This is a genomic window from Paracoccus sp. MBLB3053, from assembly GCF_031822435.1.
Lineage (GTDB): Bacteria > Pseudomonadota > Alphaproteobacteria > Rhodobacterales > Rhodobacteraceae > Paracoccus > Paracoccus aurantius.
This window is the reverse complement of sequence record NZ_JAVQLW010000001.1, coordinates 671,524-689,647: the sequence shown is the minus strand read 5'-3', so window position 1 is coordinate 689,647 and position 18,124 is coordinate 671,524. Positions and strand designations below refer to the sequence as shown.

Genomic DNA, 18,124 nt, shown 5'->3' with positions numbered 1-18,124 from the left:
CCTCAGACCAGTGCGCCGTGGCAGTGCTTGAACTTCTGCCCCGAACCACACGGACAGGGATCGTTTCGGGAAGGGTTGCCCCAGGTGCTCGGGTCGGTTTCCTCAAATCCTGCGACGCGGCCTGAAACCTCGCCGCCCTCGGCCTCTTCGTGTTCGGGCTGCATCTGCGCCTGCGAGGCAGCCATCTGCTGCTGGTAGTCGCGCATCATCTGTTCGCGTTCCGCATCGGACAGCGGGCGGATGCGCGCCAGTTGCTGGGTTACGTCGAAGCGCAGCCCATCAAGCATGGTCTCGAACAGCTGGAAGGCTTCGGTCTTGTATTCCGACAGCGGGTCGCGCTGCGCATAGCCGCGGAAGCCCACGACCGAGCGCAGATGTTCCAGCGTCACGAGATGCTCGCGCCATTTCGCGTCGATCTGTTGCAGAAGCACCTGCTTTTCGATCTGGCGCATGTTGTCGATGCCGAACTGTTCGGCCTTCTGGGCCATGTAGCCGTCGACCTCGCGCTGGATGCGCTCACGCATACCCTCTTGGTCAACGCCATCTTCGCTGGCCCATTCCTTCACGGGAAGATCCATGTTGAGCCGATCGACGATGGCGGCCTTAAGACCTTCGATGTTCCATTGCTCGGCATAAGCGCGCGGCGGCAGGAATTCGTCGACGATATCGTCGATCACCTGGTGGCGCATGTCGGCTGCAACCTCGTCGACCTCTTCGGTGTGCATGATCTCGAGACGCTGGCTGAAGATCGCCTTGCGCTGGTCATTCATCACGTCGTCGAATTTCAGAAGCTGCTTGCGGATGTCGAAGTTGCGGCCCTCGACTTTCGCCTGGGCGCGTTCCAGCGACTTGTTGACCCAAGGGTGAACGATCGCCTCGCCATCCTTCATGCCCAGCGTCGAAAGCACCTTGTCCAGACGCTCGGAACCGAAAATCCGCATCAGGTCGTCTTCCAGCGACAGGAAGAACAGCGAGCGTCCGGGGTCCCCCTGGCGGCCCGACCGGCCGCGCAGCTGGTTGTCGATGCGGCGGCTTTCATGGCGTTCCGTGGCCAGCACGAAAAGCCCGCCTGCATCCAGAACGGCCTGTTTGTCATTGGCGTGTTCGGCTTCGATCCGGGCGCGCAACTCGTCGGGGTTTGCTTCGGGATCGGCGGCCAGAGCCTGCATGACCTTCATTTCGACATTGCCACCCAACTGGATGTCGGTCCCACGGCCAGCCATGTTGGTGGCGATGGTCACGGCACCCAGCTTGCCTGCCTCGGCGACGATATGGGCCTCGGCCTCATGCTGACGCGCGTTCAGGACGTTGTGCGGGATGCCGGCCTGGGTCAGCATCTGGGACAGCATCTCGGACTTTTCGATCGAGGTGGTGCCGACCAGCATGGGCTGACCCTTGGCATGGGCTTCCTTGATCGCCTCCAGCACGGCCGCGTATTTCTCGGTCGCGGTGCGGTAGACGCGGTCATGTTCGTCGATCCGCTGGATCGGGCGGTTGGTCGGGACCTCGACGACGCCCAGCTTGTAGATCTCGGCGAACTCCTCGGCCTCGGTCGCGGCGGTGCCGGTCATGCCACCCAGTTTTCCGTAGAGGCGGAAGTAGTTCTGGAAGGTGACAGAGGCCAGCGTCACGTTCTCGGGCTGGATCTGGACGCCTTCCTTGGCCTCGATCGCCTGGTGCAAGCCATCGGACAGGCGGCGGCCCTTCATCATCCGGCCGGTGAATTCGTCGATCAGGACGATCTCATCGTCACGCACGATGTATTGCTGATCGCGATGGAACAGCTTGTGGGCGCGCATCGCCTGATTGGCGTGGTGGACGATCGTCGTGGATTCGGGATCGTAAAGCGTCTGCCCCTCGGGCAGCACGCCCGCTGCCTGAAGGCGCTTTTCAAGGAACTCGTTGCCTTCCTCGGTGAAGGTGGCGTTGCGTGCCTTTTCGTCCAGCTTGAAATGCTCGGGCGTCAGTTCGGGCATGAACGCATCGAGCGTGCGGTAAAGATCGCTGCGGTCCTGCGAAGGGCCCGAGATGATCAGCGGTGTCCGCGCCTCGTCGATCAGGATCGAATCGACCTCGTCGACGATCGCGAAGAAATGGCCGCGCTGGACCATCTGGTCGATCGAGCCCTTCATGTTGTCGCGCAGGTAGTCGAAGCCCAGTTCGTTGTTCGTGGCATAGGTCACGTCGGCCTTGTAGGCGTCGCGCTTTTCCTCGTCCTGCTGGAAGGGATATACGACACCCGTGGTCATGCCGAGATGGGCAAAGACCTTGCCCATCCATTCGGCGTCCCGTTTGGCGAGGTAGTCGTTCACGGTCACGACATGAACGCCCTTGCCCGCAAGTGCGTTGAGGTAAGCCGGGAAGGTCGCGACCAGCGTCTTGCCTTCGCCCGTCTTCATTTCGGCGATGTTTCCCTGATGCAGGAAGATCCCGCCCATGAGCTGGGTGTCGAAGGCGCGCAGGCCAAGCGCGCGGCGCGCACCCTCGCGGCAGTTCGCAAACGCCTCGGGCAGGAGTTTGTCGAGGTCTTCGCCAGCTTGTGCCCGACCCTGCAATTCGCGGGTCTTTCCGATCAGGTCCGCGTCGGACATCGCACGGAAGCTATCCTCCAACGCGTTGATCTGGGCGACCAGCGGCCGGACAGATTTTACCTTGCGGTCGTTGGGGGTACCAAAGACCAGTTTCGCCAAGTTTCCGATGCCGAGCATGTGAGCCTTCAAAATCGCGTATCTGGGGTGCGCGGGACGTTCCGCCCACTTGCCGCCACCATTCGCCATGCCCTATCACATGGGCCGGAAAAATGGCGACGGGCGCGCATTTTCGGTTGAGCCGGATGTAGGCCCCATATGCCTTACTGTCAACGCTTGCGCCGGTTCAGCGCTGCGTTGGGGCTAGAAATGAACCACTCCCAGGAAAGGGAATAGGATGCTGAAATCGCTTCTTGCCGCCACGGCTCTGGTCTCCGTCTCCATCGGTGCCGCCCCTGCCTTTGCAGAGGATGCCGATACCGTCGTTGCAACCGTCAACGGTGAAACGATCACGCTGGGTCAGTTGATCGCCATGCGGCAGGGGTTGGATGCGCAATCCGTGCAGGGGCTGCCTGACACCGCCTTGTGGGATCTGATGCTGGACCAGATGATCCGCCAGACCGCCGTAGCACAGGTTGCGGCCAAGGATCTGAGCAAGCGAGACGAGATCGGTCTTGAGATCGAACGGCGTGCCTATCTTGCCGGTTCGGCGCTCGAGAAGGTGGCCGAGGCCGAGCCGAGCGAAGAAGAGCTGAAGACCGCATATGAGCAGGTTTTCGGCGGAGAATCCGAACCCAGGGTCGAATACAATGCGGCCCACATCCTGGTGAACACCAAGGAAGAGGCGGAAGAAATCGCAAAACAGCTTGAGGAAGGTGGAGATTTCGGTGCGATTGCGGCCGAGAAATCGACCGATCCTGGTTCGGGACCGAACAAGGGTGACCTGGGCTGGTTCCAGCCCGAACAGATGGTTCAGCCTTTTGCAGATGCCGTGAAGAAGCTGAAAAAGGATGAGGTCTCCGAGCCCGTCGAAACGCAGTTCGGCTGGCACGTCATCAAGCTGGTCGATCAGCGCGATGTGACCCCGCCCGCGATGGAAGAGGTCAAGGATCAACTGGTGGTCCAGATCCGTCGTGACAAGGTTCAGGCCGAGATCGAGAAGCGTGTCGCCGAAGCCAAGGTCGAGAAGACCGAAGGGCTCAGCCCCGAACTGCTGAAGAAGACTGAGCTTCTGGAGGAGTGAGCCGTGGTAAAATCTGGCAAGCAGAGTGAATCCGAACGGCTGAAGAAACTGAAGAAGAAACTTCAGAAGTTGAAAAAGACCGCGCTCGAGTTCGAAGCCTCGGTCGAAAGCAGGATCGATTCGAAGTCGAAAAAGGGCAAATCGGTTTCGCCGTTGGCCCCCAAGAGTTTTCCGGAACTTCCTGTGATCCGCGGTGTCGAGTTCGCCTCGGGTGCGGCGGGCGTGAAATACAAGGGCCGGACCGACGTGATGCTGGCGCGCCTTGCGCCGGGAACGGCGATTGCCGGGGCTTTCACCAAGTCCTCGACCCGGGCGGCCAGCGTGCTTGACTGCCAGGCCAAGCTTGCGGGCAAACAGGATCTGAGCCAGGGCGCTGCGATCATCGTGAACTCGGGCAACGCCAATGCCTTTACCGGGCGGAACGGGCAGGATTCGGTCGACAAGGTGACGGGCGGGGTCGCCTCTGTTCTGTCGATCCCGCGCAGCCGCGTCTTTTCGTCATCGACCGGCGTGATCGGAGAGCCGCTGCCGGCCGACCGGATCACCGCCATCATCGGTGATCTTGGCGCCAACCTTAGTGAGGACGGCGCTGCCGCTGCGGCAAATGCCATCATGACCACAGACACCTTTCCGAAAGGGGCCAAGGCAAGCTTCAAGGCCGAAGGCGGCACGATCAATATCGTCGGCATCGCAAAGGGCTCGGGCATGATCGCGCCCGACATGGCGACGATGCTGGTCTACATCTTTACGGATGCGATGGTCGAACCGGGACTGTTGCAGCGCCTGTTGTCAAAGCAGCTCGAAACGACGTTCAACGCCATCACGGTGGACAGCGACACGTCCACCTCGGATGCGCTGATCCTGGCCGCGACGGGCAAGTCCGAGGCCGAACCGATCACGGACATGCGCTCAGCGACCGCGCGGGCGTTCACGAAGGCGCTTGGCGAGGTGATGACGGACCTGGCGCACCAGGTCGTGAAGGACGGTGAGGGCGCGACGAAATTCGTCGAGGTCAATGTCACCGGTGCGGCGAGTGTTCAGGACGCGCATCGCGTCGCCATGGCCATCGCAAACTCTCCGTTGGTCAAGACCGCGATCGCGGGCGAGGATGCGAATTGGGGGCGCGTGGTCATGGCCGTCGGCAAGTCGGGGGCGCAGGCCGATCGTGATCGCCTGACCATTCGCTTCGGCGACATGATCCTGGCCGAGAATGGCTGGCGCGCTCCGTCCTATGATGAGGCGGCGGCCAGCGCCTATATGAAGCAGGATCACCTGGTTCTCGGCGTCGACCTTGGCCTGGGCAAGGCCAAGCGCACGGTCTGGACCTGCGACCTCACCCATGGCTATATCGACATCAACGCCGATTACCGTTCATGAAGGTGGTTCTTGTGGCGGCCGTGGCCCTGATCGACAGGGACGGCCGCGTGCTTCTTGCGCAGCGCCCCGAGGGTAAGTCGCTCGCCGGTCTGTGGGAATTTCCGGGAGGCAAGGTCGAACCCGGAGAAACGCCCGAGGCGGCTCTGATCCGCGAACTGGAAGAAGAGCTGGGCATCAGGACCTGGAACTCCTGCCTGGCCCCGCTGACCTTTGCCAGCCACAGCTATGAAAGCTTCCACCTTCTCATGCCGCTCTACGCCTGCCGCAAGTGGGAGGGCGTTCCAATCCCGCAAGAGGGTCAGAGCATAACCTGGGTGAATGCATCTAATTTGCGCGATTACCCCATGCCACCGGCCGATATCCCCTTGATTCCTGTCCTCAGAGACTGGATATGAAGCTCATGAACAACAGAAACCGCACAGAATTTTTATTCTGCCGGGCTGTTACACAAAATTAGTTAAAACTTAACGATTTTGTGGCAACAATGAAATTGTGAGTAGGAGGGAGCCGGACATGATTCGCACCATTACGATAGGTAGCTGCATCTCTGTCCAAGGAGTCTTTGAGCGTCAGGGGTCGAACGGCAACATCGTTGTGCGCGTCGGGACCAAGACCTACGAAGGCAAGCCCGTGCTGGCTGCATAAGCAAGCAGGCATTTGCAGTACCATGAAATCGAAACGGGGTCTCCATCAGGGGGCCCCGTTTCCATTTCGGCGCGCAGAGAAGCGCGCATATCCATTCCACTCGACAGATCATGTTAAAAAGGGCGAGCGCAAAATGCGCCCGCCCTTCCATTCCGTCCCTTGCGCAGCCGATCAGAGCTGTCGCTGGACTTCTTCCCGTTCGAAGATCTCGATGACATCGCCCTTGCGAATATCGTCGTAATTCTCGAAAGCCATGCCGCATTCCTGACCGGACTGGACTTCCTTGACCTCGTCCTTGAAGCGCTTGAGCGTCTTCAGCGTGCCTTCGTGGATCACCACGTTGTCGCGCAGCAGGCGAACACCGGCCGAACGACGGGCCACGCCCTCGGTGACAAGGCAGCCTGCGACGGTGCCGACGCCCGAGACCCGGAAGGTTTCCTTGATCTCGGCATAGCCGATGAAGTTCTCGCGCACTTCGGCCGAAAGCAGGCCCGAGGCCGCCGCTTTGATGTCGTCGACCAGATCGTAGATGATCGAGTAATAGCGGATCTCGACACCTTTCTGGTTCGCGGCATTGCGGGCCGGCGCATTGGCGCGGACGTTGAAGCCGATGACCGGGGCCTGGCTCGCTTCGGCCAGACCGATATCCGATTCGGTGATCGCGCCGACGCCGTAATGCAGCACGCGCACACGGACTTCGTCGTTGCCGATCTTTTCCAGCGCCTGAACGATCGCTTCGGCGGAACCCTGCACGTCGGCTTTGACGACGACCGGAAGCTCGGCGACGTTCTGGTCGGCTTTGGCCTTCGCCAGCATCTGGTCGAGCGTGATCGCGGCACCAGCGGCAGCGCGTTTGTCCTTGGCAGCCTGCTCGCGGTAATCCGCGATCTCGCGGGCCTGTGCCTCGGTCGAGACGACGTTGAGCACGTCACCCGCTTCCGGCGTGCCGTTCAGGCCCAGGACCTCGACGGGAACCGAAGGAGCGGCTTCGTCGACACGCTCGCCCTGATCGTTGATCAGCGCACGCACCTTGCCCCATTGCTCGCCGACCACGAAGATGTCGCCGCGCTTCAGGGTGCCGTTTTGCACCAGAACCGTCGCGACCGGGCCGCGGCCCACATCCAGCTTGGCCTCGATCACGGCACCGGAAGCGGCGCGTTCGGGGTTCGCCGTCAGTTCGAGGATCTCGGCTTGCAGCGCGATGGCCTCCAGAAGGTTGTCCAGGCCTTGACCGGTCTTGGCCGAAACCTCGACATCCTGCACGTCGCCCGACATCGCCTCGACGACGACTTCGTGCTGCAGCAGGGCCGTGCGGACCTTTTGCGGATCGGCGGCCGGCTTGTCGACCTTGTTGATCGCCACGATCATCGGCACCTTGGCTGCCTTGGCGTGGTTGATCGCCTCGACCGTCTGCGGCATCACCGCGTCATCGGCGGCAACGACAAGAACGACGATATCCGTCACCTGCGCACCGCGGGCGCGCATCGAGGTGAAGGCGGCGTGGCCGGGCGTATCGAGGAAGGTCAGCACGGCACCGGATTCAGTCTTCACCTGATAGGCACCGATATGCTGGGTGATGCCCCCGGCTTCGCCCGAAACGACGTTCGCCTTGCGGATCGCGTCCAGAAGCGAGGTTTTGCCGTGGTCGACATGGCCCATGATCGTCACGACCGGCGGGCGGGACTGCAGGTCCTCCGGCTTGTCCTCGACCTGGTCGATGACCTGTTCGACATCCGAATCCGACACGCGGACGGCGCGATGGCCGAATTCGTCGATGACCAGTTCGGCGGTATCGGCGTCGACGGCCTGGTTCGCGGTGACCATCATGCCCATGCGCATCAGCGATTTGATGACATCAGGGGTGCGCTCGGCCATCCGGTTCGCCAGTTCGGAAACCAGGATCGTCTCGGGCAGCTGCACTTCGCGCACCTGCTTTTCCTGACGCTGATTGCCGCCCATGGCCTTCTGACGGGCTTTTTCCTGCTTGCGCTTCATCGCGGCAAGACTGCGCTGCCGCCCGCCTTCGCCGTCCAGAGCCTGGGTCAGCGACAGCTTGCCGGTGCGGCGGCTGTCGTCGCGGCCCTTGTTGCGGTTGTCGCGATCATCGGTGCTGCGCGTGTCGCGCTCCCGCTCGGTCTTGCGCGGCGTGGTCGGCGCGACGCCCTTGGTTTCGGCACGTGCGGCGGCGGCCTCGACTGACGCGCGGTCGGTCGGGGCAGGGCGCGTCTCGGTCTTGGGCTTCGAGACCTCGGCCTTCTTCTGGGCGCGAAGTTCGGCTTCGCGGGCGCGGCGTTCGTCCTCTTCGGCCTTCAGCCGAAGCGCTTCCTCGCGCTCACGCTCTTCGCGTTCCTTGGCTTCCATCTCGAGGCGGCGACGCTCGCGCTCTTCCTCGCGGGCCTTTTCCTCGGCCTCGCGTTGGGCGGCCTCTTCGACCTCGCGGGCCTTGGCGGCGCGCAGGGCGGCCAGACGGCGCTCCATCTCGGCATCCGAGATGCCGGCGGGGCGCTTCGAAGGATCGCCGCCGACAGCAGAAGGAGAGCCCGAACGCGAACCGCCCGCTGCCGCACCGGATTTGCCCGGCACGACGACGCGCTTGCGTTTGACCTCGACCGCGACATTATGGGTCCGACCGTGGCTGAAGCTTTGCTTCACTTGGCCAGAACGACCGGAGCCGCCACCAAGACCCAGGGGTTTCTTTCCGTCAGTATCGCTCATTCCGATCTTCATTCCTTCCCGGCGGAAACACCGCCGTCATGCCCGCGCAGACCCGTCAGTCTGCTCGCGTCCCTGATCAACATGTCGGTCAGGCGCCCCGGCGCAAGCGCGCTGTGTATGACATGATCGCGCCCAAAGGACAAACCCAATTCTGATGCGGTGAGGCAGCCGAACCAACGCCCGCCGGGCGGGGTCCAGAGCTTGCCTTTGCCGCGGTCCGATCCGTCACTGGCCTGAAGCAGGACTTTTGCCCTGCCGCCTGCCAGCCAGTCCTTGACCTTTTCGAAACCGGCCACTGCCAGGCCGGCCTTGCGAGCCAGCGAAAGCGTGTCGGTCACACGTTTTGCAAGCCCTGTCTCGATCATCTCGAGCAATTCTGGCGGAGCAGAGACCTGCGCCTTTGCTCCGCGCGAGAACATGCCCTTTGCCGCGGCCTTGTCCAAGGCATTTTTGTCGGCAATCACCCAAAAGCCACGTCCAGGTAGCTTTTCGGCCAGGTCAGGCACGACGATCGCGTCGGGGCCGGCCACAAAGCGGATCAGACCCGCCTTGGGTTGGGTCTCGCCCGTCACGATGCAGCGCCGTTCGGGCGTCTCGCGGTCCTTTGTCCGGCCCCCGCGTGTCATCTGTCTCCCGGGGCGTTACACCCCGGCCTCCTTGTCTTCGGTTACCTCAGCCTCTTCGGCTGATTCCATTTCGGTCGGATCGACCCAGCCCAGCATCACGCGGGCGGTCATCACCATGGTCTGCGCCTCTTCCAGAGACACCTCGAAGGGTTCGAGGATGCCTTCGTCCTTGACGCGCTGGCCGTTCTGCGTGGTCCAGCCGCCGGCCAGTTCCCAGTCGGCGCAGGTCGCAAAGTCTTCCAGCGTCTTCACGTCGTCCTTTGCCAGGGCCTCGACCATTTGCGGGGTCAGTCCCTCGAACTGGATCAGGCTGTCCTCGGCACCAAGCGCGCGGGCATTTTCAAGTGCGGCGCGGCTTGCAGCCTCAAGGTTTTCACGAGCGCGGGTCTGAAGCTCCTCGGCGGTGCCTTCGTCGACGCCCTCGATCGAGGTCAGTTCGTCCAGGTCCACATAGGCGACCTCTTCGAGGTTCGTGAAGCCTTCGGCCACCAGAAGCTGGGCAAAGAACTCGTCCAGATCCAGAACGTCCATGAACAGCTTCGTGCGGGCGTTGAACTCTGCCTGACGACGCTTCGATTCCTCTTCCTCGGTCAGGATGTCGATGTCCAGACCGGTGAGCTGCGAAGCCAGACGCACGTTCTGACCACGACGGCCGATCGCAAGGCTTAGTTGTTCATCGGGGACGACAACTTCAATACGCGCGGCGTCTTCATCGAACACGACTTTCGCCACTTCGGCCGGTTGCAGCGCGTTCACGAGGAAGGTCGCCTGGTCGTCCGACCACGGAATGATGTCGATCTTTTCGCCCTGAAGCTCACCCACGACGGCCTGAACGCGGCTGCCGCGCATGCCGACGCAAGCGCCGACCGGGTCGATCGAGTTGTCGTAGCTGATCACGGCGATCTTCGCGCGCGAGCCCGGATCACGGGCCACGGCCTTGATTTCGATCACGCCGTCATAGATTTCCGGCACTTCCATCTTGAACAATTCGGCCATGAACTGCGGATCGGTGCGCGACAGGAAGATCTGCGGGCCACGGCTTTCGCGACGCACATCCTTGACATAGGCCCGGATGCGGTCGTTGGGGCGATAGCTTTCGCGGCCGATCTTCTCGTTGCGGCGCAGGATGGCTTCACCACGGCCCACATCGACGATGATGTTGCCATATTCCTCGCGCTTGACGACGCCGTTGATGATGGTCCCGGCGCGGTCCTTGAATTCTTCGTACTGGCGATCCCGTTCGGCCTCGCGAACCTTCTGCAGGATGACCTGCTTGGCCGATTGCGCGGCGATGCGGCCCAGTTCGACCGGCGGAACCTGATCGACGATCTCGTCGCCGACCTGCGGGTTGGCCAGGTAGGGCTCGGCCTGCTTGACGGTCAGTTGCGCCTGATAGTTCTCGACCGCGTCATCCTCGACCACGGTGCGTACGCGGGTGAAGGTGGCATTGCCGGTCTTGCGATCGATATGGACGCGAATGTCCATTTCGCTGCCGTAGCGCGACTTGGCGGCGCGAGCCAAGCTGTCTTCCATCGCCTGGATCACCAGATCGGGGTCGATCATCTTCTCGCGGGCGACCGCCTCGGCGGTCTGCAAGAGCTCAAGCTGGTTGGCAGAGGTGATGGCCATTCCTCACTCCTTCGCGTCGGCGTTGGTTTCGCCGGCTTCTGTTTCGATCTCGTCAAAGGCGGATTCGTCGAGATTTTCGATCTGAACGCCCGCTTCCTTTTTTTGCCGCAGCATTTCGGCAATCAGTTCATCCGTCAGAAGAAGCTTCGCGTCCGACAGCCAGTCGAAGTTAAGACCGATCGTGTGAATCGCTCCGGCCTCTTCGATATTGATCAGCACCTCGTCGCCCTCGACACCGGCCAGCGTGCCCTTGAAGCGTTTGCGCCCGTCGATCTGCTGGTTGGTTTCAAGCCGGACCTCGTAGCCTTCGAAGGTTTCGAAATCCTTGAGCCGGGTCAGCGGCCGGTCGATGCCGGGGCTGCTGACCTCAAGGTGATAATTGTCTTCAAGCGGGTCCTCGACATCAAGCACGGCGCTGACGGCGGTCGAGATATCGGCACAGTCATCGACATTGATGCCGCCCTCGGGCCGGTCGGCCATGATCTGCAGCGTCGAGGTCTTGCCGCCCTGCAGGCGAATGCGGACGAGTTCGAATCCCAGATCCTCGATCACCGGCGAGATGATCTCGGCCAGGCGCCGGTCGATGGCGGTCTTGGCAATGAGGTCGGTCATGATCGGTATCCCAAAACAAAAAAAGCGGGCCTGAGCGGCCCGCACGTCTTATCGGTGGGCAGGTTTTGGACACCTGCGCCGCTGTTGAGGGTCATATAGGCGCAGTCTTGGCGTTTTGCAAGGAAAAGCCGCGCATGATTGCGATCTATCGCCGGCGGTTCATTCGCCAGATGCTGAAATTCAGTGCGGCGGCAAGGCAGAGCCAGATCAGATAGGGCAGCAAAAGCACCCCTGCCCAGACATCCAGCCCAAAGGCCAGAACAGTCAGTCGCGCCACGACAAGCCACAGAATGACAATCACCGCCATCGCCCAACCCGTGCGATGCGCACCGAAAAACACCGGCGTCCACAAGGTGTTGAGCGCGATCTGCGCCGCCCAGAGTGCCATCGCCATATCCGATCCAGGCAGCGGGGCCAGTCGGGCGGCGGCCCAGGCGATCAGAATGTAGATCGAGGTCCAGGCGACAGGAAAGGCCCAGCGAGGCGGGGTGAAACCCGGCTTCTTCAGCCCGTCATACCAAGCGCCGGGCTGAAAGATGATCCCAGTGGCGCCAGCGGCCGCGCAGGCAATCAGGAAGGTCAGGAACAGCATGTTTCACCGTCAGGCTACGCGACCGCTTCGGCGGGTCGCATCTCGCAAACCGTCCATCACACGCACAAGTTCCGCAGCGATTCGCGGCTCACTCAGCGCGTGGCCAGATGCGGGCACGATGCGAAGCTCGGCATTCTCCCAACCCTCGGCCAGTTCCCAGGCTGTCTGGGGCGGGCAGACCATGTCATAGCGACCCTGCACGATGAAGGCAGGCAGATGTTCGATCAGGTGGCGGTCGCGCAGCAATTGGCCTTCGTCGAGAAAACAGCCATGAGCAAAATAGTGGTTTTCGAGCCGGGCGAAGGTGCGGGCATAATCCGGCGGGGCATGGCCCGCGCCCGAGATTTCAAGACCGGCCAGCGAATTTTCCCATTGCAGCCACGGCAGCGAATAGCGGATTTCCTGCCCCCGGTCGTTGCTGAATAGCCTGCTGTGATAGGCCATGATTAAGTCGTCGCGTTCCGCCACCGGAATGGGCTTCAGGAAATCGGCCCAGCGGTCCGGGAAGAAACGGGCAACGCCGCCGCCGTAAAACCAGTCAAGCTCGGCGCGCCGGCCCAGGAACACCCCGCGCAGCACCAGGGCAAGCGCTGCCTCTGGGTGAGCCTGGGCATAGGCAAGCGCAAGCGTGGCACCCCAGCTGCCGCCAAAAAGGATGGCCTTTCCGATGCCGAGTTCGCGGCGGATCTGCTCGATATCCGAAACCAGGTGGCGCGTGGTGTTCGCCGCAACCTCGGCATGGGGGCGGGATCTTCCGCAGCCACGCTGGTCGAACAGGATCGCGCGGTAATGCTTGGGGTCGAAGAAGCGGCGCATATAGGGGCTGCAGCCACCGCCTGGCCCCCCATGCAGAACGATTACCGGAACGCCTTCCGGATGGCCGCTTTGCTCGACGTGAATAATATGCCCATCACCGACGTCGATCTGACGCTGGTCGAAGGGTTCGACCATCGGGTGCAGCTTCCCCTGCGACGGATTGCCGCCGATTTGCCCTGCCAATCTGTCCATTCCCCGACTATATAACGGCCCGAAGGCGCCCGCCATACGAAGGACGGCCAGATGAACGAAAGACCGCAAACCAGCAGTATCGACCCGGCCGAGGTCGCGAAATTCCAGGCTATGGCACAGGAATGGTGGGACCCGCATGGCAAGTTCAAGCCATTGCACATGCTCAACCCGACGCGGCTGGACTATGTCACGACCCAGATTGCGGCGCAGTTCGGGCGTGACCGCAATACGGAGCTTCCCTTCGAGGGACTGACGGTGCTGGATATCGGCTGCGGCGGGGGGCTGATGTCCGAACCGCTGGCGCGGCTGGGCGCGACGGTCACCGGTGCCGATGCGGCCGAGGGAAATATCGCGATCGCCGCGCTTCACGCCAAAGAGCAGGGTCTGGCGATCGATTACCGCGCCACCACGTCCGAGGCGCTGCTGGCCGAGGGCCAGAGCTACGATATCGTCATGGCTCTCGAGATCGTCGAGCATGTCGCCGAGCCTTCGGAGTTCATTGCATCCTGCCGCGACCTCGTGAGGCCGGGAGGGATGTTGATTCAGTCCACGCTGAACCGCACGATGCGCAGCTTTGGAGCGGCGATCATCGGTGCCGAATGGGTGATGCGCTGGCTGCCCAAGGGCACGCATGACTGGCATCGCTTCATCACCCCCGACGAGCTTGCCGCCATGACCGAGGCCACCGGCCTCAGGGTCGTCGACCGCTGCGGGATGGTCTTCAACCCGTTGGGATGGAGCTGGTCGCTGTCGCATCGCGACCTGTCGGTGAATTACGCTATGACGGCGCTGCGCGCCGAGTGAGCTACGCCTAGCGTTCTTCCTGCCGCAATGCCTCTTCAAGCTGGCGGCGCAGCAGGCGCAGCACAGGCAGGGCCGCCCGGACCCGGTCCGAGCCGATTTCGCGTACGACATCGCCGATTCGCGGCATGAATGCCGCCAGCGCGGCGTCTCTTGCCGCGCGACCTGCCGGGCTGATCGAGACGAACTTGCGCCGCGCATCGTCCCAGTCTGGCCTGATATGGATATGCCCCGCCCATTCCAAACGCGATAGCGTGTTGGTCATGGCTCCACGCGTGACATGAAATGCTTCGGCCAGTTCGGCCGGGCTGCGCTCGACGCCCAGATGCGCGAGCAGGTTCAGAACCGAGAAATGAGAAATCTGCATGCCCTTGGGCAGGGCCTTTCCGATCAGGTCGCGGGCGAGCTGGTCGGCGATGAAAACTTCGGAAAACAGGCTCGCGGCCAGCGAGTCGGCCGAAGCCTCGGTGCTGGTGGGAGGGTGTTCCACGGGCTTGCCAGGCATTTGTCTCTCATGGTCCCGAGTATACTCGGTCGTGCGTCAGGGATGGAATGCGGGACCGTGCCCCGACAACGGCGGCAGGGTCAAGCACAACTAGCGAAACGCCACGTTCGGTTCCAGCATCCGTGATGATCTTTCCCCAAGGGTCCACGGCAAGGGAATGGCCATGGCTGCGTCGCGGCTTGCGCTCGGGGGAAAGATGATTGCCATGCAGGCCGGTTTGCGCCGGGGCCAGCACGTAACAGCCGGTCTCGATCGCCCGCGCCCGCAGCAGCACTTCCCAATGAGCCGCCCCCGTCGTGTCGTTGAACGCGGCAGGGACGGTCAGCACCTGCGCACCCGCCTTGGCAAGGTCCCGGTAAAGATGGGGAAAGCGCAGATCGTAGCAGACCGTCATCCCCACGGGCCACGGCCCGTCGGCCAGGACCGCCCGCGCGCCGGGCCGAAAAGCCGAGGATTCGCGATAGGATTCGGTCTCTGATACGGTGACGTCGAACATGTGCAGCTTGTCGTAGCTCGCGCGGATTTCTCCGTCGGGGGCGATCATGAAGCTGCGATTGGCGAAGCGGTTGTCGCCGCCATCGCCGGTCTTGAGCGAAAGCGAGCCGATCAGCAGCCAGACGCCCAGTTCGCGCGCCTCGGCGCGCAGGGCCGCCAGGGTCGGGTCATTGTCCTGAGTGCAAAGGACCCGCTCCTGCGTCGCGCGGTCGGCATTGAGGATGTTCGTCGCCTCGGGCGTCAGGACGAAACTGGCGCCGCGCCCGGCGGCCTCGCGGATCAGCGCGCGGGTATCGTCGAGGTTGCGTTCGGGGTCATCCGAAACACAAAGCTGGACCAGTCCCGCCGTGATCGGCGCAAGGCTCATGCAGCAAGGCCAAGAAGCGCGTCGAGTTTTCCCTGACGGTCCAGCAGGTGAATATCGTCGCTGCCGCCCACATGCTGGCCGTCGATGAAGATCTGGGGAACGCTGCGGCGACCGCCAGCCCGCTGCGTCATCGCTACACGCAGGTCGGGATCACGGCTGACATCGGTTTCCTCGTAGGCGACGCCCTTGCCTTTCAGAAGCGTCTTCGCGGCAATGCAATAGGGGCAGGTGGGGGTGGTATAGATCTCGACCTTGGCCATTTCACAACTTTCGGAGTTTCGTGTTCAGCCCCTATCTAGGCATCCTTGACCGCTCGCGCCAGAACCACGACCGATATCGGACCGGAGCCGGCGGCGCGAAGCACATCTGCAGCGGTTGCAAGGGTCGCGCCCGAGGTCATCACGTCATCGACAAGCAGGATCGCGCGGCCTTCGATCTCGGACGAATACTTGCGTTCAAGTCCGAACGCGTCCTCGACATTGGCGAAGCGGTCCCGAACGCTGCCATGATCCTGCATCGGGGTGTGTCGCAGCCGCCTCAGCGCATAGGGCAGATGTTCAAGGCTGTGAACTCGCGCCACGCGGTCTGCAAGCAGCGCGGCCTGATTGTATTTTCTGCGCAGCAGGCGCCGGATGTGGACCGGAACCGGGATCACAAGCATATCGGGTCGGACAAGAGGCGCGGCGGCTCGGGCAACCCAGTCGCCCAGCGTCGGCACGATATCCAGCCGGTCGCCGTGCTTGAGCATGAGCGTGAGCTTCCGTCCGGTGCCTTCATAGACCATGGCAGCGCGACCGCGCACCCAGGGATGCGAAATGTGCAGGCATTCGTCGCAGACCAGTGGGCCGGATTCCTCTTCGTCGTCAACCCCATCCCCGGGAAGGGGAATGCCGCAACGCGAACAGGCCGAACCGCTGATGAAACTGGCCTCGTTCCAGCATGAAGGGCAAAGCCCGCCTTCCTCGGACACCGTCTCGCCGCAGCAGAGGCAGTGCGGGGGAAAGATCATCCGCAATCCGCCTTTCATCAGATCCAGAAGCCCCTTATTGTGCGCGACCATGACGATTGCTCGCAAAAACCCTGTAACTTCATTGATCGACCGAGCCGCGCTTCTGCGCAATCGCAGCCGTGCAGATCGTCTGGGACCTGTCGATTTTCTGCATCGCCTGGTTGCGGACGAAATCGAGGACAGGCTGGCCGAGGTGAACCGCTCATTTGGCGATGTGGCGATCGTCACCGGGATGCCTGCCTTCTGGGCCGATGCCTTTCCTGGCGCGAAGATCGTCGAAGACAGCCCCGAGCTTGACCTTGAACCCGGCGCGCATGATCTGGTGATCCATGCCATGGCCCTGCATTGGGCCGAGGACCCGGTTGGCCAGATCGCGCAATGCGCGCGCGCCCTGCGAGCCGATGGGCTGTTCATCGCCGCATGCCCGGGCGGGCGGACGCTTGGCGAATTGCGCGACGTCCTGACCCGCGCCGAAGCCGAGGTCGCCGCGGGCTTGTCGCCCCGGATACTGCCGATGGGTGAGATCAGGGACCTGGGCGCGCTTCTGAACCGCGGTGGGCTTTCCCTGCCGGTGGCCGACCAGATCACGCAGACGGTGAGCTATCGAAACCTGTTCCATCTGGCGAGCGACCTGCGCGGCATGGCAGAGGTCAACGCCCTCGCCGGCCGCATGCGTCGCCCGACGCGCCGAGACGTTCTGTTACGCGCCGCCCAGATCTATTCCGAAGATTATCCGGATCCTGATGATCCGCAGCGTATTCGCGCGACATTCGACCTGGTTTTTCTGACCGGATGGGCACCTGACGAAAGCCAGCAGAAGCCGCTTCGCCCCGGCTCGGCCAAGATGTCGCTGGCCGATGCGCTATCCAGCCTGAGAAAGAGCCACGAATGACCCTTGTTGAACATGCCCCGGCCAATCACCCGAAAGTTCCGACGCGCCGTATCGGCGTGTTGGTCGCCAATCTGGGAACGCCGGACGGGACGGATTACTGGTCGATGCGGCGCTATCTGAATGAGTTCCTGTCGGATAAGCGCGTCATCGATCTGCCGCGATGGAAATGGCAGCCTATCCTGCAGGGGATCGTTCTGACGAAGCGGCCCTTCAGCTCGGGGGCGAATTACAAGACGATCTGGAATGAAGAGGCCAATGAAAGCCCGCTCATGACGATCACGAAAGAGCAGGTCGCCGGCCTGCGCGAACGCGCGGCTGCCCTTTGGGGCGACCGGGTCATCGTTGATTACTGCATGCGCTACGGCAATCCCTCGACCGAGGCGGTGGTCGATCGGCTGGTCAAGGCAGGCTGCGACCGGATCCTGTTCTTCCCGCTCTATCCGCAATATGCCGGCGCGACCTCGGCGACGGCGAATGACCAGTTCTTCCGCGCGCTGATGAAGCAGACCTGGCAGCCCTCATCCAGGACAGTCGCGCCTTATTTCGACCGGCCCGACTATATCGAGGCACTCGCGGCCTCGGTGCAGCGCACGCTGGGCGGTCGGACCCCGCGCAAGCTCGTGGCCAGCTATCACGGCATGCCCAAACGCTACCTGATGCAGGGCGACCCCTACCATTGTCAGTGCCAGAAGACATCGCGCCTCCTGGGTGAGCGACTGGGCTGGGCGCCAGACGTCATCGACACGACCTTCCAGTCGGTCTTTGGCCGCGAAGAATGGCTGCGCCCCTATACGGTCGAGCATGTCGCCGAGCTTGCGAAGCGGGGGATCACCGAAATCGCCGTGATCTCGCCCGCCTTTTCGGCCGATTGCATCGAGACGCTCGAGGAAATCCAGGGCGAGATCCGCGAGGCGTTCATCCATGCCGGGGGCAAGGAGTTCACCTATGTTCCCTGCCTGAACGCCGAGCCCGATCATCTGAACGTTCTGACGACCATCATCACCGAAAATCTCAGCGGCTGGATCTGATCGGGGTTTTCAGGCGTGATAAAGGCCCCTGATGGGGCCTTTTTTGTCTTCG

At 62.5% G+C, this 18,124-nt stretch carries 17 protein-coding genes; 6 read left to right on the top strand and 11 right to left on the bottom strand.

What is annotated here, in order from left to right; translation table 11 throughout:
* Positions 1-2 precede the first annotated feature (2 nt).
* Complete coding sequence (gene secA / locus RGQ15_RS03470) at positions 3-2,708, bottom strand: preprotein translocase subunit SecA (protein ID WP_311158828.1); 2,706 nt, start codon at positions 2,706-2,708, stop codon at positions 3-5.
* Between the two features lie 217 nt (positions 2,709-2,925).
* On the opposite strand from secA, the gene RGQ15_RS03465 reads away from it, so the two are divergent.
* Genes RGQ15_RS03465 through mutT form a run of 3 tightly spaced genes read left to right on the top strand, consistent with a single transcriptional unit; the run spans position 2,926 to position 5,543 of the window.
* Positions 2,926-3,771, top strand: a complete 846-nt coding sequence (locus RGQ15_RS03465) for a peptidylprolyl isomerase (protein WP_311158827.1) — start codon at positions 2,926-2,928, stop codon at positions 3,769-3,771.
* Between the two features lie 3 nt (positions 3,772-3,774).
* A complete protein-coding gene (argJ, locus tag RGQ15_RS03460) occupies positions 3,775-5,148 on the top strand; it encodes a bifunctional glutamate N-acetyltransferase/amino-acid acetyltransferase ArgJ (RefSeq protein ID WP_409201298.1) in 1,374 nt (457 codons plus the stop codon).
* Complete coding sequence (gene mutT / locus RGQ15_RS03455; protein ID WP_311158826.1) at positions 5,145-5,543, top strand: 8-oxo-dGTP diphosphatase MutT; 399 nt, start codon at positions 5,145-5,147, stop codon at positions 5,541-5,543. The genes argJ and mutT overlap by 4 nt, the downstream gene beginning before the upstream one ends.
* 421 nt (positions 5,544-5,964) lie before the next feature.
* Here the strand turns inward: mutT and infB are convergent, their stop codons facing one another.
* From infB to pip, 6 genes are all read right to left on the bottom strand, one after another.
* On the bottom strand, positions 5,965-8,508 hold the full coding sequence (gene infB, locus RGQ15_RS03450) for a translation initiation factor IF-2 (RefSeq protein ID WP_311158825.1): 2,544 nt from the start codon (positions 8,506-8,508) through the stop codon (positions 5,965-5,967).
* Positions 8,509-8,516: 8 nt separating this feature from the next.
* On the bottom strand, positions 8,517-9,134 hold the full coding sequence (locus tag RGQ15_RS03445; RefSeq protein ID WP_311158824.1) for an RNA-binding protein: 618 nt from the start codon (positions 9,132-9,134) through the stop codon (positions 8,517-8,519).
* A 15-nt stretch (positions 9,135-9,149) separates the two neighbouring features.
* Positions 9,150-10,763 carry a transcription termination factor NusA gene (nusA, locus tag RGQ15_RS03440; RefSeq protein WP_311158823.1) on the bottom strand — a complete coding sequence of 538 codons (1,614 nt, stop codon included), beginning with the start codon at positions 10,761-10,763 and terminating at the stop codon, positions 9,150-9,152.
* Positions 10,764-10,766: 3 nt separating this feature from the next.
* Positions 10,767-11,375 (bottom strand): ribosome maturation factor RimP, encoded by a 609-nt coding sequence (rimP, locus tag RGQ15_RS03435; RefSeq protein WP_311158822.1) that lies wholly within the window; start codon positions 11,373-11,375, stop codon positions 10,767-10,769.
* A gap of 145 nt (positions 11,376-11,520) precedes the next feature.
* A complete protein-coding gene (gene tspO / locus RGQ15_RS03430; RefSeq protein ID WP_311158821.1) occupies positions 11,521-11,967 on the bottom strand; it encodes a tryptophan-rich sensory protein TspO in 447 nt (148 codons plus the stop codon).
* Positions 11,968-11,976: 9 nt separating this feature from the next.
* Positions 11,977-12,975: a prolyl aminopeptidase gene (gene pip / locus RGQ15_RS03425; RefSeq protein ID WP_311158820.1), complete on the bottom strand. Its 999-nt coding sequence runs from the start codon at positions 12,973-12,975 to the stop codon at positions 11,977-11,979.
* Positions 12,976-13,026: 51 nt separating this feature from the next.
* On the opposite strand from pip, the gene ubiG reads away from it, so the two are divergent.
* The gene (gene ubiG / locus RGQ15_RS03420; protein ID WP_311158819.1) at positions 13,027-13,779 is read left to right on the top strand and encodes a bifunctional 2-polyprenyl-6-hydroxyphenol methylase/3-demethylubiquinol 3-O-methyltransferase UbiG; all 753 of its coding nucleotides are present in this window, start codon (positions 13,027-13,029) and stop codon (positions 13,777-13,779) included.
* Positions 13,780-13,786: 7 nt separating this feature from the next.
* Here ubiG and RGQ15_RS03415 read toward each other — a convergent pair whose 3' ends face one another.
* Genes RGQ15_RS03415 through RGQ15_RS03400 form a run of 4 tightly spaced genes read right to left on the bottom strand, consistent with a single transcriptional unit; the run spans position 13,787 to position 16,203 of the window.
* Positions 13,787-14,281 (bottom strand): MarR family winged helix-turn-helix transcriptional regulator, encoded by a 495-nt coding sequence (locus tag RGQ15_RS03415; protein ID WP_311158818.1) that lies wholly within the window; start codon positions 14,279-14,281, stop codon positions 13,787-13,789.
* Positions 14,282-14,288: 7 nt separating this feature from the next.
* Positions 14,289-15,128 carry a carbon-nitrogen hydrolase family protein gene (locus RGQ15_RS03410; RefSeq protein ID WP_409201329.1) on the bottom strand — a complete coding sequence of 280 codons (840 nt, stop codon included), beginning with the start codon at positions 15,126-15,128 and terminating at the stop codon, positions 14,289-14,291.
* Positions 15,129-15,139: 11 nt separating this feature from the next.
* Positions 15,140-15,403 (bottom strand): glutaredoxin 3, encoded by a 264-nt coding sequence (gene grxC / locus RGQ15_RS03405; protein WP_311158816.1) that lies wholly within the window; start codon positions 15,401-15,403, stop codon positions 15,140-15,142.
* Positions 15,404-15,438: 35 nt separating this feature from the next.
* On the bottom strand, positions 15,439-16,203 hold the full coding sequence (locus tag RGQ15_RS03400; RefSeq protein ID WP_311158815.1) for a ComF family protein: 765 nt from the start codon (positions 16,201-16,203) through the stop codon (positions 15,439-15,441).
* Here RGQ15_RS03400 and RGQ15_RS03395 point away from each other — a divergent pair.
* Both RGQ15_RS03395 and hemH read left to right on the top strand, forming a co-directional pair.
* Positions 16,202-17,044 (top strand): methyltransferase domain-containing protein, encoded by an 843-nt coding sequence (locus RGQ15_RS03395; protein ID WP_311158814.1) that lies wholly within the window; start codon positions 16,202-16,204, stop codon positions 17,042-17,044. The two genes, RGQ15_RS03400 and RGQ15_RS03395, sit on opposite strands and share 2 nt — an antisense overlap.
* A complete protein-coding gene (gene hemH / locus RGQ15_RS03390) occupies positions 17,041-18,072 on the top strand; it encodes a ferrochelatase (protein ID WP_311158812.1) in 1,032 nt (343 codons plus the stop codon). The genes RGQ15_RS03395 and hemH overlap by 4 nt, the downstream gene beginning before the upstream one ends.
* Positions 18,073-18,124: the final 52 nt, after the last annotated feature.